The sequence below is a fragment of the Acetonema longum DSM 6540 genome (genome assembly GCF_000219125.1).
In the GTDB taxonomy this organism is placed as follows: Bacteria; Bacillota; Negativicutes; order Sporomusales; family Acetonemataceae; genus Acetonema; species Acetonema longum.
Map to the genome: position 1 here is coordinate 1 of NZ_AFGF01000116.1, position 14,620 is coordinate 14,620.

General features: G+C 47.1%; 13 protein-coding genes. 12 read left to right on the plus strand and 1 reads right to left on the minus strand.

Going from position 1 to position 14,620, the window contains the following annotated elements; genetic code table 11:
- Nucleotides 1-5 precede the first annotated feature (5 nt).
- From ALO_RS12430 to ALO_RS22110, 9 genes are all read left to right on the plus strand, one after another.
- Nucleotides 6-1,010: a proline racemase family protein gene (locus ALO_RS12430; protein ID WP_040293358.1), complete on the plus strand. Its 1,005-nt coding sequence runs from the start codon at nt 6-8 to the stop codon at nt 1,008-1,010.
- 130 nt (nt 1,011-1,140) lie between these two features.
- On the plus strand, nt 1,141-2,049 hold the full coding sequence (locus ALO_RS12435; protein WP_004096429.1) for a sulfite exporter TauE/SafE family protein: 909 nt from the start codon (nt 1,141-1,143) through the stop codon (nt 2,047-2,049).
- A 136-nt stretch (nt 2,050-2,185) separates the two neighbouring features.
- On the plus strand, nt 2,186-2,386 hold the full coding sequence (locus ALO_RS12440; RefSeq protein ID WP_004096431.1) for a 4Fe-4S binding protein: 201 nt from the start codon (nt 2,186-2,188) through the stop codon (nt 2,384-2,386).
- Nucleotides 2,387-2,406: 20 nt separating this feature from the next.
- Complete coding sequence (gene vorB / locus ALO_RS12445) at nt 2,407-3,501, plus strand: 3-methyl-2-oxobutanoate dehydrogenase subunit VorB (protein WP_004096433.1); 1,095 nt, start codon at nt 2,407-2,409, stop codon at nt 3,499-3,501.
- The gene (locus ALO_RS12450; protein ID WP_004096435.1) at nt 3,502-4,239 is read left to right on the plus strand and encodes a thiamine pyrophosphate-dependent enzyme; all 738 of its coding nucleotides are present in this window, start codon (nt 3,502-3,504) and stop codon (nt 4,237-4,239) included.
- On the plus strand, nt 4,236-4,778 hold the full coding sequence (locus ALO_RS12455; RefSeq protein ID WP_004096437.1) for a 2-oxoacid:acceptor oxidoreductase family protein: 543 nt from the start codon (nt 4,236-4,238) through the stop codon (nt 4,776-4,778). The genes ALO_RS12450 and ALO_RS12455 overlap by 4 nt, the downstream gene beginning before the upstream one ends.
- Before the next feature lie 146 nt (nt 4,779-4,924).
- Entirely contained in the window at nt 4,925-7,030 is a 2,106-nt protein-coding gene (locus tag ALO_RS12460; RefSeq protein WP_004096439.1) for an acetate--CoA ligase family protein, read from the plus strand.
- A gap of 69 nt (nt 7,031-7,099) precedes the next feature.
- Nucleotides 7,100-8,089 carry an ornithine cyclodeaminase family protein gene (locus tag ALO_RS12465; protein WP_004096440.1) on the plus strand — a complete coding sequence of 330 codons (990 nt, stop codon included), beginning with the start codon at nt 7,100-7,102 and terminating at the stop codon, nt 8,087-8,089.
- A gap of 6 nt (nt 8,090-8,095) precedes the next feature.
- On the plus strand, nt 8,096-8,476 hold the full coding sequence (locus ALO_RS22110) for a tautomerase family protein (protein ID WP_139025393.1): 381 nt from the start codon (nt 8,096-8,098) through the stop codon (nt 8,474-8,476).
- A gap of 281 nt (nt 8,477-8,757) precedes the next feature.
- Here the strand turns inward: ALO_RS22110 and ALO_RS12475 are convergent, their stop codons facing one another.
- Nucleotides 8,758-10,254: a reverse transcriptase/maturase family protein gene (locus ALO_RS12475; RefSeq protein WP_004096444.1), complete on the minus strand. Its 1,497-nt coding sequence runs from the start codon at nt 10,252-10,254 to the stop codon at nt 8,758-8,760.
- 508 nt (nt 10,255-10,762) lie between these two features.
- Between ALO_RS12475 and ilvD the strand changes: the two genes are divergently transcribed.
- From ilvD to ALO_RS12490, 3 genes are all read left to right on the plus strand, one after another.
- Nucleotides 10,763-12,433 (plus strand): dihydroxy-acid dehydratase, encoded by a 1,671-nt coding sequence (ilvD, locus tag ALO_RS12480; protein WP_004096446.1) that lies wholly within the window; start codon nt 10,763-10,765, stop codon nt 12,431-12,433.
- Between the two features lie 454 nt (nt 12,434-12,887).
- Entirely contained in the window at nt 12,888-14,087 is a 1,200-nt protein-coding gene (locus tag ALO_RS12485; RefSeq protein WP_004096448.1) for a CD0519/CD1768 family membrane protein, read from the plus strand.
- Between the two features lie 114 nt (nt 14,088-14,201).
- Nucleotides 14,202-14,585 carry a Rid family detoxifying hydrolase gene (locus ALO_RS12490; RefSeq protein WP_004096450.1) on the plus strand — a complete coding sequence of 128 codons (384 nt, stop codon included), beginning with the start codon at nt 14,202-14,204 and terminating at the stop codon, nt 14,583-14,585.
- Nucleotides 14,586-14,620 lie beyond the last annotated feature (35 nt).

Genomic DNA, 14,620 nt, shown 5'->3' on the forward strand with positions numbered 1-14,620 from the left:
AAAAATTGAAAAACCAGAGGACTTTATTTGCCGTTGACTCCCATACGATGGGCGAGCCTCTTCGCCTAATCGTTGGGGGAATTCCTAATATTCCCGGGAAAAGCATGCCGGAGAAGAAGGAATATTTTCAGAAACACTATGATTACCTGCGAAAGGCGGTCATGCTTGAGCCCAGAGGCCACAATGATATGTTCGGGGCGGTCTTGACGGTCCCAACGATACCGGAGGCTGACTTCGGCGTCCTGTTTATGCATGGCGGCGGGTTCCACAACATGTGCGGGCACGGCACCATAGCCACCACGACCATTGCCGTTGAAACAGGAATGGTCGCAGTTAAGGAACCGGAAACGATCATCCGCCTGGAAGCACCGGCTGGGCTTGTCACGGCAAAAGTCAAGGTGGCAAACGGACGGGCAGTGCAGGTTTCCTTCGAAAACGTACCGGCCTTCCTGTACAAGAAGGATGTGCATGTCGATATTCCGGGCTACGGCAAGCTGACCATGGATATCTCTTTCGGCGGCAGCTTCTTTGCCATCATTAATGTCAAGCAGATCGGCATTGATATCTGTCCGGAAAATTCCTCCCGCCTGGTGGAGACCGGCATGAAGATCATCGAGGCTGTGAACCAGCAGGTGGAGATCGCGCATCCGGAACTTTCCCATATCAAGACGGTTGACCTTTGCGAGATTTATGGCCCTGCCAAGTCAAAGGATGCGGACATGCAGAACATTACCGTGTTCGACGGCCAGATCGACCGCTCTCCCTGCGGAACCGGCACCTGCGCCAAGGTTGCGACGCTTTTTGCCAAAGGCGAACTGGCCCTGAAGCAAAAGTTCGTCTATGAGAGCGTCATCAACACGAAATTTATCGGTAAGGCACTCCGCGAGACCAAGGTCGGCGATTATCCCGCCATTATACCGGAAATTACCGGCAGCGCATACATCACTGGTCACAGCCAGTTCATGATTGACGAGGAGGACCCGGTCAAGTACGGATTCTCGCTGCGATAATCCCGGAGACCGCCACAGTCAAAGAAAGACATAAGCGGGCTTCAAACTGCATCGGCCGCAAGCCTGCAATATCGAACAACTAAAGAATATTACAGGGAAAACAGAAAAACACGTAAGGAGGGCAACAATTATGGAATTGGATATCGTGCTTATTTTGAGGATAGCAATCACCATCTCGGCGCTTATTTTTCTGGTGTACTTTGTTAAAGACTGTATTACTCATAAGGATGAGTTTGGTAAGGAGCATACCTTTCTCTATTCCGTCATTGGCTTCGTTACCTGCGTATTTGACACGCTTGGCATCGGCAATATGGCAACAAGCATGACCGCGTTTAGGTTGACCAAGAGCGTCAAGGATGAGCACTTATGCGGTACAGGAAATGTCGCGTTTTGTATTACTACAATTGTCGAGTTCATCTTGTTTGTGGGATTAGTGAAAGTGGATACGCTTACTTTAGTCAGCATGATTGTCGTTGCAATCATTGGCTCTTTGGTCGGTGTTTCGATTGCTACGAGATGGTCGATTGTGACTGTGAGAAAGGTGCTGGGCGTGGCGCTCACTGCAGTGGCAATTGTCATGGCATGCCGCAATTTGAACGTTGGTCCTTTTGGACAAATGGGGACCGCTACATCCCTCGATGGAGTCAGTCTTGCTCTGGGATTAATCGGTATTTTTTTTCTGGGGGCGTTACAAACGATGGGAATCGGCATGTTTGCTCCGACAATGGCGCTGGTAAGTATGCTTGGAATGAGCGTGACCGCTGCATTTCCGATTATGATGGGAGCTTGTTCTTTTGTGATGCCGTGGTGCAGCATTAAATTTGTAAAAGAAGGCAAATACAACCGGAAAGCCTCCGTCATTCTTACTATTACAGGTGTGTTCGGCGTTCTGCTCGCCTATTACGTGATTAAGTCATTGCCGCTGACAACATTGATTTGGGTTGTAGTCTGCGTCCTGCTCTATACTTCGTTTACCTTCTTCCGGCAAATTGCTCAAAAAGAGGACCAGCAAGGCGAGAGTGCGCAGCAGCAAGTATAATGGATGGTTTAGTGAACTCGTTTCAGCTAGGCTGAAACATCGGTGGTTCGGGTGGAGACTGCTCCACCCGAACTGGTGCCGCCTATAGAGGCGGGAGTCTTGACTCGCTGCAGAAGATAAGGAAGGGAGATTCGTGATGTCTAAAGCAATTGTCAGACCCGAACGGTGTCAAGGATGCAGGTATTGCATTAAAGCATGTCCCAAGGGCGCCATTTCAATAGTAAGTGAATTGAATAAGAAAGGACTTCAGCCTGTTGTAATCGATCAGGAGAAATGTATTGCATGCGGAGCCTGCTATATCGTTTGCCCGGACTATGTTTTTGAAATTGCTGAATAGGGAGGATAAGGAGGAGAAATATGGCTAAGGAGTTATATAAGGGAAATGAAGCGCTGGCAGAAGCCGCCGTTAGAGCGGGCTGTAACATATATGCCGGATATCCCATCACGCCGCAAAGTGAAATATTAGAGTACATGTCCTGGAGAATGCCTGAAGTAGGCAGAGTTTTTGTTCAATCCGAGTCGGAAATTGCCGGCATATCAATGGTTTTTGGCGCGGCGGCATGCGGCTTCCGGGCGCTGACAAGCACATCAGGCCCAGGCTTTAGCTTGAAACAGGAAGGTATTTCCTATATTGCGGCCTGCGAATTGCCTTGTGTCGTTGTTGACGTAGCCAGATACGGCGCCGGATTGGGCGATATATGGCCGGCTCAAGGCGATTATTGGCAGGTTACCAAGGGCGGGGGACACGGAGATTATAAAGTGTTGGCATATGCTCCGGCCACGGTGCAGGAAATGGTTGACTTGACTTATACGGCTTTTGACAAGGCGGAACAATACACTAACCCGGTAATTATTTTATCGGATGGGATTATCGGTCAGATGATGGAAACTGTGGAATTGCCACCGATGAAAACGCATGATTCCAAGCAGTTTAGCTGGGCAATGACGGGAAATAAAACCGGCCAGCACAAGATTATCATGAATCCGTGGATGTATTCAAAAGAGTATAGTGACAAGGGCGTGCCGGACGGGGTGCCGGCTTATGAGAAACATTTAAGAGATAAATATATTGCCATGTTTGAGCAAGAGCAAAAATGGGAGTCGATCCAGGCCGAGGACGCCGAAGTTGTATTAGTAAGCTACGGAATCAGTTCTAGAATATGCAAAGAGGCTGTCAGCGTCGCCAGAGCGCAGGGAATTAAATTAGGCTTAATACGGCCTATAAGCATCAGCCCGTTTCCTAAAAAAGCATTTGAACGCCTGGCAAATGTAAAAGGGTTCATTGCTGTGGAGATGAGCTGTCTTGGCCAATTAGAAGACGACGTCAAATTGGCAAGTAAATGTAAAATCCCGGTATATTCGTATTTAAGCGGCATTTATGTTCCTGAGACGGAGCAAATATTGTCCATGGTCAACGATATTTTAAGCGCCAATGGCAAGGAGGTGGGCTAGTTGGAGAGGAGAGTGCCGAAAACGATTCTTCAGGACAGTAAATATTGTCCTGGCTGCGGGCACGGGGTTATAAACAGACTGGTAGCAGAAGTGCTGCACGAAATGAATTTGGAAGATAAGGCTTTGTGCGCTACGGCAGTGGGATGCGCCTGCTGGGTGCTGGAGATGATCGGCGTTGATCAAGTTCAGGCGCAGCACGGCAGAGCTCCGGCGGTTGCCACCGGAATGAAGCGATGCTGCCCCGACCATGCGGTGTTTACCTATCAAGGCGATGGCGACGCTTCCGCCATCGGCTTGTCGGAAACAATATGGGCGGCCAGGCGCAATGAAAAAATAGTGCAAATTTATGTGAATAACGGCGTCTTTGGCATGACAGGCGGTCAGATGTCGCCGACAACGCTGTTAGGCCAAAAAACTTCTACCTGCACAACCGGCCGGGATGAAAGCATGCACGGCGAACCTTTAAATGTCCTGAACATGATGAAGACGCTTAATATTGCATATCTGGCGCGAGGCGCAACCACTAATGTCCCGGAGATCATGAAAACTAAAAAATATCTGCAAAATGCTTTTGAAGCGCAGATGAAGGGGGAAGGCTTTTCTTTTGTGGAAATCGTATCTCCCTGCCCGACTAACTGGAATTTAAGCCCGCTTAAATCGATGGATAGAATTGCAGATACGGTCTTGAAAGTGTATCCATTAGGCGAATATATTAAGCGGGGTGAAAAATTACAGTGAAAACAGAAATCATTTGCGCCGGATTTGGCGGACAGGGAGTTCTGACCACAGGGCTGATTATAGCCCGAAACTGCGCTAAGTCCGGAAAAGGCGTTACCTGGATACCTTCCTATGGGCCTGAAATGCGTGGCGGCACTGCGAATTGCCACATCAAGATCAGCAATGAGGAGATATTCAGCCCATATGTTAAAGAAGCTGATGTAGTGATTGCGCTGAATGAGGCTTCGGTCAACACATTTGAAAAAAAGCTTAAATCAAACGGCTTTTTATTCGTTAACAGTTCCATCGTTCCTGCAGATCGGGTATACCGCAAGGACATAAATGTTCTACTGGTTCCCATGACTGAAATGGCCAATGAAGCATCGAACGTCAAAGGCTCAAACCTTGTTATGCTAGGTGCGTTTGTGAAAAAAACGAATATTTTTGATAAAGAAGCATTTCGAAACGGTATAGATGATTTTTTTGGCAGCAAAGGAAAAATTAATCCGGCCAATGCCGTGTGTTTTAACTTAGGCTGGGATTATGCGCAGAGTTGCTAAGCAGTAGCTAGCAGGAAACGGCGTTTTGTAAAAGGTGCATTTATTGAGAGATAGTGCAACTATCTCTCAATAAATGCACGGATATTCAAGTTTGGTGTGCCAGTCAACTTTGCCGGCAAAATGTAAAAACAGGAAGGACGGTAATTGTGGATCTAACTAAACTTCTTAAACCCAAATCCGTTGCTATCGTTGGCGCAAGTGAAAAAGCCAGCACCATGGGCGGCGACTTGCTGACCAATGTAAAGTTATGGGGGAAAATAGAAAATGCCTATTTGGTAAACCCCAACTATGATACTATTTTTGAACATAAATGTTATCGCTCGCTGGAAAATATTCCTGTCAATATTGACCTCGTAGTGCTATGCACGCCGAAAAAGACTATTCCCGATCTTTTGCGCCAGGCAGCCAAAAAAGGATGCGGCGGCGCTGTAGTGTTTGCCAGCGGTTACAGTGAAACCAGAGATGCACAAGGCAAACAAGAAGAAAAAGAACTGAGCGCGCTGTGCAAAGAGTTGGGCATAGCCTTAATGGGGCCTAACTGCGGGGGATTCATTAACTATATTGACAAGGTGTGCGGTTTTGCCTTCATTATCGAAGACCGTGACCGCAGGGGAAACGTTGGTTTTGTTTCGCAAAGCGGTCAATTGTGTCAATCGCTAATGGAAAACACCATGAAGTTCTCCTTTATGGCGTCAGTCGGCAATTGTTGTTCGGTAACGGTGGAAGACTATATGGATTTTCTGGTTGACGATCCGGATACAAAAGTGGTTGCTGCTTATATAGAAGGGGTGAAAAACCCGAAGCGGCTTGCGGAAGTACTGAAAAAGGCCGCAATCAAGCGGAAGCCGATTGTCGTTTTAAAAACCGGCATGTCCGAGAAAGGCAGCAAGCTGGCGTCATCTCACACCGGCAGCATGTCCGGCGCCGACAAAGTGTTTGACGCCGTAATTAAAAAGTTTGGCGTTATTCGCGTGAAAGATTTGCAAGAACTTATAGCTATCTCCACTGTTCTGGCAACCCTCCCTGAATTGCCGAAGAAACCGACATTTTCCTCTATGGCTTTCTCCGGCGGCGAAACGGTTGTTTGCGCGGATGTAGCTTATCTTAACGGCGTGGAATTCCCGGATTTCAATCAAAGCACCACTGATGCGATACAGGCGATGCTGCCTTACTACGCTACGGCTAACAATCCTCTGGATATGACCTTTACAATGTCCTATGACAGCGATATTTTTGCTAAAGCGCTGAGAACCATCATGGATGATCCTAATATCGGTATGTGCCTTTTATGCTTCACTATTTTGCAAAATAATGTTACTCCTGATGTGCATACCATGATAGACGGCATCGAGAAGGTCGTCCGCGCCGGCAATGCTAAGCCGATGGCGTTTATTCCTCTTCTGGAGAACACCAGAGAGCCAAAAATTATCGAAAGGCTGGGAAAACTGGGTGTGCCGGTCTTGCCTCCGACTAATTATGCCTTTGCAGTTTTAAAATATTTGGCCGATTATATCAGCTACAGCCACTTTGACAAGACTCTGGACCTTGCGCTGCCCGACATTGAAGAAGCTGCGGAAGCCAAGGGGTCCAAGCAGACGGCTCTGTCCGAGTTTACCAGCAAGGAATTATTGAAGAAGTACGGCTTGCCTGTTACCGGAGGCGCCATCGCCGCAAGCGAAGCCGAAGCGGTTGCGATTGCAGGCAGGACTGGCTATCCCCTGGTAATGAAAATTGAGTCGACGGATATCCTGCATAAGTCGGATGTCGGCGGCGTGGTATTAAATATTGACAATGAAAAAGCTGCTGTCGAAGCCTACCGCAGAATTTTGGCTAATGCAAAGAAAAATGCGCCAAACGCCAAAATCAATGGCGTATTAATCCAAGAAATGGCGCCGAAGGGCTTGGAGATGATCGTCGGCGTTAACAACGACCCGCAATTCGGGCCGGTCATTTTGTGCGGCCTGGGCGGCATATTTGTCGAGATCTTTAAGGATGTAGCCTTATATCCGGCTCCTTTGAATAAAAACGAAGCCCTCAAGATGCTTGCGTCGCTGGAAGCTTACCCATTGCTCACCGGCGCCAGGGGGCAGAAAGTATTAGATGTAGATGCTTTGGCGGACGCCATAGTAACCATTTCAAAATATGCCGCCGACAATAAAAACACTGTCAGCCAAGTGGATATCAACCCGCTGCTTGTGTATCCGAAAGGTGAGGGCGTTCGTGCGGTGGATGCGCTGGTCATTAACAAGTAGCATTATGAGCGTGAACTTAAAAACTCTGTTTTCTAGTGGGCCTGAATTTACTATATAAGGAGAAAAAACGTGCTGTTACTATCGAAACATGACATTCAAAAAGTTTTTTCCATGAAAGACGCGATTGAGGCAGACAAAGTGGCATTTCGTATCTTTACTGAAGGCAAAAGCGTGGTGCCGCTCCGTACCAATATTCCGGCGCCAAAGCATGAAGGTACGTTCTTATTTATGCCGGCCTATGCGGCGGACTTGGATTGCGCCTCCGTCAAAATTATTAATATTTTTCCCAACAATATTAATAAAGGAATTCCATCAGCGCCAGCCCAGGTTTTGCTGATTGATGGAACCAATGGGTTTGTCATTGCGGTTTTAGACGGGACATATGTGACGCAACTCCGGACAGGAGCTGCGTCAGGGGCGGCATTTGATGTACTGGCAAGAAAAGCTGCGAAAAAAGGCGCTTTGATCGGGACCGGCGGGCAGGCGGCCGCGCAGTTGGAAGCGATGCTTTGCGCCCGCAATCTGCAAGAAGTAAAAGTATATGATTTGAACCTTGAAAGAACCAAGGAATTTGCAGCAAAGATGCAGGCGGAATTAAAGGCATACGGAACAAAGATTGAAGCGGCGGCAAGTTCCGATGCGGCAATTGACGATGCTGATCTGATCGTTACAGTTACTCCTTCCTCAAAGCCGGTTTTTGACGGCACGAAAGTGAAAAAAGGCACAACCGTCAGTTGCGTTGGCTCTTATCAGCCTCATATGCAGGAAATGGACCCGGTTATCTTAACAAGAGCCAGCAAGATTTATTTTGACTCTCAAGAAGCCGTGTTGTCGGAAGCCGGGGATATTTTGATCCCTCTTGCCAACGGAACGATTGCAGAAAATGATTTTACCGGCGAACTGGGTAATGTTTTATTAGGGAATATCCCTGGAAGAGATCATGATGATGAAATCATCGTATTTAAAACAGTTGGGATTGGCACACAAGACCTGGTCACTGCAAAGTGCATTTATGACAAGGCGGTGGCAATGAATATTGGAGCTAAGTGGGATGCTTAAACCAACTTGGTGCGCTTGGTCAGGTACGGTTGCTCTTGTCATCAGCTTGATTTGATGGGCTATGTTGCCAGTCAAACTCGCTATAGAGGCCCTGTATTGTTTATCATGCCGGCCTTTCCCGCAGGTCGAGCGGGAAATCTTGCAGCAAAAATCTATATAGGGGAGGGGAAGAATATGCCGCACATTTCATTGATGTTGTATCCAGGGCGAACTTTAGCCACAAAAGAAGAATTTACGAAAAAATTGCAAGCTTTGACTGTGGCGGAACTTGGTTGCAAGATGGAGCAGGTGTCAGTGTCCATTGAAGAAGTTGCAAGGGAAAACTGGCAAAAAGATGTGGTGGAACAAGTAAAACCAGGAAGCATGATAATTCAACCAAACTTTTGAGGGAGTATGAAATAGGCGGATTAACAAAGTAACCCGCCCCTTCCCGAACCGTACAAGCAACTTTCATCGCATACGGCTCTCCATATTCCAATGAATGATCAAATTATCGTCGGATAAATTGGTTGAGCTGCACCCTATTCGCCTCGGCTTTGGTAAAGCAATCATCACACAAGGGAATCTGCCGCCGATGGATTGCCAACATGATGGTGATCATGGGTGAGTAAGGCATGTCGAGCTTCTTCTTGGTCTTCCTGTGATACATGCTGACATGACCTTGCGGATTACCGCAGATGTAGCAACCACCGGTAAGCGGATTGACCGGGTTGTAAGTAGGCAGTTGGAACGATGTCACTGCCAATTTGGCGGTCAAGAAGAAGTTCTTGTGCCTTGCAAATGATTGGTAAAGGGCAAGGCCGACAGAGCGAGTGAATCCCTTGGCGTTTTTTGTAGTGCATCCGTAGAGAGTAGCCGTAACGGGCAAATACCTTCTTGAGGCTAATGTCAAATTTTCGGGCCAAAGTTTTAGCCACAGAAAACTGTATGATGTACTGGATACGCCAGCCTTCAGAGAAATTGTAGCAGCCAGACTGCTGATGGAGCAGTCCCCGCAGGACCTGGTTGGCATACTGGAGGATATCTTGCGGAGATTCTCTAAAGAGCCGGGTGATGCCAATGGGATAGCCACTTGCCGTACACATACCATGTTCGCGTAACCTTTTTAAGATGCCCTCCGTATTCATCAGGATACGGAGGGTAGGGTCAAAAGGGCGGTTTTGAAACCTGTTGTGTTTGCCGTAGCCCTTGCGAAGGATGTAGCCGAGAAAGGCCACGTCATGCTCCGCGGCGTGTGTAATAACAGTTTTCTCGTCGCTTAAGCGCAAAGCCAGCTTGTATTGAAGAAAATCCTTGATTTGCTGTTTGAGTTCTACAGCATAGGACTTAGGGGCAATGATACCAATCAAAAAGTCATCGGCATACCGGACATACCTTATCCTGCGGAATTGAGGATCAAACCGATCCGTAGCCGAGAATTTATTCCATTCTCGTAACAGAGATTCCGTCAGCAAGGGGTCGCTGCCATTATGGAGAGCCTTGTGGTATTGGTATCTAGCCCTGGTGTATTCCGGATTCTGTCTGCGGTATTTTCCCTTGGTATCGCGCTCGATAATCTGCTCCATGAACCGGTCCAGCTTATCAAGGTAGATATTGCAGAGAATGGGGCTGCAGCAGGAGCCTTGGGCATTTCCAGTCTGAGTCCTATGGTAGTTGCGCTGCATATCAAAGTATCCGGCCTTGAGGATTTTATTGATGAGTCTGATAAAGCGCTCATCGTGAATTCGTTCCCTAAGGATGAATTCTAGTATGCGATGGTCGATTTCATCAAAGCAAGCGGCAATGTCACCCTCCATGAACCAAATCGTCCCTTTCCAGGTCTCTATCTCAGCAATGGCGCTTTGGGTAGAACGTTTGGGTCTAAACCCATGTGAGAGGTTGGAAAAGGTAGGTTCATAAATACATTCCAAGATCATGCGGATGGCCTCTTGAACCAGCTTGTCCTTTCCGGTTGGAAAGCTTAGCTTACGCATTTTACCATTCTTCTTGGGTATCATGGTGGTTCTGTTTGGCTGAGGCAGGTAGGATTCGGCCCGCATGGCAGTGATCAATTCCGGATCCCGATCGTAAAACAGCCGATAGAGGTCACAGTTGATATAGCCATGGTTGACGGCATTGCGACGACGATAACCCTCCAGTTTCTCTATGAGTTTTACATGCTCCATTCAAAGCAACTCCTTTCAAAACTAGGAATTGGAATACTGCCCCTCTTCACCATGTGCCATCCATTGCAGAAGGCCGTTGGGCTACTATGAGGGCTCTCTGCCATATACCGAAGCGGTACTTAGGCAAGTCACGTTTGACAGCTTCATATAGTGCATCCATACGTAGGTACCCGTTGGTCGTTACCCTGTTTACCACAGGTGTGTCAATGAGCCTGCTTATCCCCAATCCTTCCTATATGGGGGATACCCATTGATACCGGTAGTTTACTCCGGTAGCTCACCCAGCCACAGACCCGGATTCAGCCCCAAAGGCTTTACCATATATGGCCTGACTCGCCAGGTTACTCGACAGCGGACGCTGTCTAATCCTGACTTTACCGACATGCTATGGTCCCCCAGAGGCTTTCGCGTGGGGTAAGTCGGTTGTCTTACATCGCATCGCAGGAGCGATGATTTCTGTGAAATATATATGAAGCGCACAACGTGCGCACAAAAGGAGGAGAACAAAATGGATTGTACCAGGTCATATTGGAATGGTCGAAAAGCGGTTCATCGCCGCACAATGATGAAAGGAGCCGGCTATTGCGACTCCGACATTAAGACGAAGCCTCATATCGGAGTGGCTAATACGTATATGGAAGGATCTCCGGGAACGGCTCATTTGCGCACTCTTGTTGAAAAAATTAAACAAGGCATCTGGGCCGCAGGCGGCATTCCCGTAGAATTTGGCGTGCCCGCTACCTGCGGCAATGTGGCGAACGGCGCGGAAGAATTGAAATATGAACAGGCCGCAAGAGATATCGTTGCCGCTTCCATTGAGTTTGTAGCGAAGGTCCATCGTTTTGACGGCCTTGTAACAGTGGCTTCCTGCGATAACATTATTGCCGGCTGTTATCTGGCAATGGCACGGCTGAACATTCCGACCCTTTGCGTTACCGGTGGTTCTATGACGGCAGGTATCTACAAAGGTCAAAAAATGGTGCAGGCTCAATTGGATGTTGCCGTTCTCGGCGGAGAAAGCGAAGAGGTGCTGCTTGAATTAGAGGAACATGTCTGTCCTTCCTTTGGCGCTTGCCCTTCGATGGGTACAGCCAATACCATGCAGATGACCGGTGAGATCATAAACTTTGTGGTGCCGGGTACGGGTACGCTTCCCTCAACGGATAACTTAAAATTAAGGAGATCCAAAGAAGCCGGCGAAATGATTGTGGAGATGACGAAGGCGGACCGCAAGCCTTCAGACCTTATTACCAGAGAAACCTTAATGAACGCCATTGCCTTTGCTATGGCAACGGCTGCCTCAACCAATATCGTTTTGCATCTGATCGCGATTGCAAATGAGTTAGGCATTAAGATTACCTTAGACGATTTTGATCACTACGCCAGCAAGCTTCCCTGCATCGTAGGCGTCATTCCCAGCGGTCCTTATACCGTTGTGGATTTCCATTATGCCGGCGGCGCTCTGACGGTTATGAAAATGATCGAATCTCAAATCTATACCAATGTGCCTACTATGGATGGCCGTACATGGAAAGAACTTCTTGCAAATGTGGAGGCTAAAAGTTCCGATATTATCAGAACTCTTGCTGATCCCTTATTTAAGGAACCGGGGCTTAAAATTCTGAAGGGAAATCTTTCTCCCACCGGCTCCATCGTTCGTCCTACCGGAGTCCCGGCGGAAATGAAACAATTCTCCGGCAAGGCGAGAGTGTTCAGCAGCGATTTAGATTCTTTTGCCGCGATTGAACGTGGCGAGATCGTAGCGGGAGATGTCATTGTTATCCGCTACGAAGGTTGTGTGGGGGCACCCGGCATGACTGAGCTGATGGTAACAACGGATGCCTTAATTGCCCATGGGCTGCATAAAAGTGTCGGTCTTATTTCAGACGCGCGATTCTCTGGCTTTAATTATGGTGCCATTGTTGGTCATGTTACGCCGGAAGCGGCCAAAGGCGGTCTGATTGCATTGATAGAGGAAGGCGATATCATTTCCGTTGACACTGTGCAAGGGACCATAAATCTTGATGTCCCGGAAAATATTATTGCCGAACGCAGAAAAAAATGGGTTTGCCCTCCGCCAAAAGTGAAAACAGGCCTCCTCGCTCTTTATGCCAAGAACTGCAGAACGGCGGACGAAGGCGGCGCTATGCAGCCTTGGTTAGATGATGAAACAAATTGAAACAAATAAGTAATTTAACAGATATATGATAGTATATTCCCAAAAAAGGGGACAAAGTTTAATGAAACTGGCTGCTGTTAGGCAGAAATTGTATTAAAACGGAACCGTGTTTTTGTAAACCTCCAGAATGGGTACTCCAGTTTCATCAGTCTGGAGGTTTACTTATATCCACAAGAAAAATTGCCCCAGAGCGCCGGGCCCCAAGAAAAAAACCGCTGCATTGCACGGCAGCGGCGCCTGTTGAAAAGGAGACTTACTTATGAATGGGAAAAAGTGGTGTGGACACTTGGAAATTCATCAAAACTGACATTGATAAAGCACATCATAAATGATTGTGAAGTATCAATGAGGGTGCAGACTTGGCTTTGCCCGGAATGTGGGGTGTACGGATCGGACAACGAAATGGTTCAGCCTTATACCAAGTTGGAAGAGAAATCTGAGGGGGGAGAAATTCATGGCAGGACAGGTTACTCAAGGGATGGCAGCAACGGATAATAAAGGATATGGTTTAGAAACAGCTATATTTGTCGCAATTTTCAGCGGAATTCTTTGGTATATACAGTCCATTATGGGTCTATCTCATATGCTTAGTACAATCATGAAGACTGCTTATGGCTTGCTTCAGGATACAGCATTTTTTGTCATGGCTATCTGTGTATTGGCGGGGGCCTCTGGCGGCTTATTATCTGAATTTGGCGTAGTTGCCGTATTGCAAAACATGATATCGCCTATTATGAGGCCCATTTTCGGATTGCCCGGTGTAGCTTCATTGGGCGTAATAACTACTTTTCTGTCTGATAATCCCGCTATTCTGGCGTTAGCGCAAGACAAAAAAATCCGAAAGTATTTCAAAAAATATGAAGTTCCTGCACTAACTAATATTGGAACCGGCTTTGGGATGGGGCTCATAGTGTTTACTTATATGGTGGGCCTTGGTTTTGCCAAACCGGCGGCTATTGGGGTTGCCGGCGCTGCTTTTGGCACTCTTGTCAGCACAAGATTGATGTTGTATATGACCAAAAGGCACTATATGAAAACCGGGAAATTTACTGCGATGGATCAACTTGACGATACGCTTGAGACTGTCAGTGAAGAAGAATCGGCGGTTTTGCATGGGATGAAACACAAGCAGTCTCTATTTGACCGCTTTATGAATGCTATGCTTGATGGCGGCAAAACCGGCGTTGTAAATGGTTTAAATGTTATCCCTGGAATTCTGACTGTCTGTACTGCCGTTATGATTTTAACGTTAGGTCCTGCAACTGGTGCGGACGGAAATCCAACCTATATTGGCGGAGCCTATGAAGGGATCGCTCTTCTATCCAAGATCGGTGAATATATTTATCCTGTTACCAATCTGTTATTTGGCTTCCAACATGGCAGCAATATCGCGTTCCCGCTGACCTCGCTAGGGGCGGTTGGAGCCGCGTTGGGGACTTTGCCGCAAATGCTGACGAAAGGCTATGTCGGTCCGAACGAAATAGCAGTATTTACTGGCATTGGAATGTGCTATAGCGGCTATTTAAGTACCCATGTATCCATGATGGATGCTCTTGGCAAAAGAGATCTGACGGGATTTGCGATTATTTCACATACAATCGGTGGAATTTGCGCGGGCATTGCGGCTCACTACATGTTCTTAATTATTGGATAAAGCAGTATAGACATCCAACTGCAGCCAGTACTGGGGAAATTGATAACGGCGTATTGCCGCTATCAATTTCCTGGTTTTAGTGAATTGAAAAAAGCTAAACAAGGGAGGCAAAACATGAGAAAAGTAATAAAAACTAAGTTAGCGCCTGAACCTACAGGTCCTTATGCTCAGGGTGTACTTGCGGGAAACTTTTTATTTTCCACGCAGATGGGCATTTGCCCCGCTACTGGTGAATTGGCTGGAAATGATGCTGAAAGCCAAACCAAGCAGGCGATGAAAAACCTTAAAAATATCCTATTAGAAGCTGAAATGAATCTTGCTGATATTGGAAAAATGACCATATACATAAAAGATATGAATGATCATCTTCCCCAAGTAAACCAAGTTTGTAGAAGCTATTTTAAAGAAGCGCCCCCTGTGATTGATACCATAGCAGCAACTGATTTACCAATAGGTGGTTTAGTGATGATAGACATTGTTGCCCATAAGCACCAATAAAATGATAAAGAAGGGTGTATTTTAAAAAATATCGG

Bases quoted from the DNA above. Each gene is read 5' to 3' on its own strand.
- ALO_RS12435 (WP_004096429.1), top strand. From the start codon at position 1,141: ATGGAATTGGATATCGTGCTTATTTTGAGGATAGCAATCACCATCTCG.
- ALO_RS12440 (WP_004096431.1), top strand. From the start codon at position 2,186: ATGTCTAAAGCAATTGTCAGACCCGAACGGTGTCAAGGATGCAGGTAT.
- vorB (WP_004096433.1), top strand. From the start codon at position 2,407: ATGGCTAAGGAGTTATATAAGGGAAATGAAGCGCTGGCAGAAGCCGCC.
- ALO_RS12475 (WP_004096444.1), bottom strand. From the start codon at position 10,254: ATGGAGCATGTAAAACTCATAGAGAAACTGGAGGGTTATCGTCGTCGC.
- ilvD (WP_004096446.1), top strand. From the start codon at position 10,763: ATGGATTGTACCAGGTCATATTGGAATGGTCGAAAAGCGGTTCATCGC.
- ALO_RS12485 (WP_004096448.1), top strand. From the start codon at position 12,888: ATGGCAGGACAGGTTACTCAAGGGATGGCAGCAACGGATAATAAAGGA.
- ALO_RS12490 (WP_004096450.1), top strand. From the start codon at position 14,202: ATGAGAAAAGTAATAAAAACTAAGTTAGCGCCTGAACCTACAGGTCCT.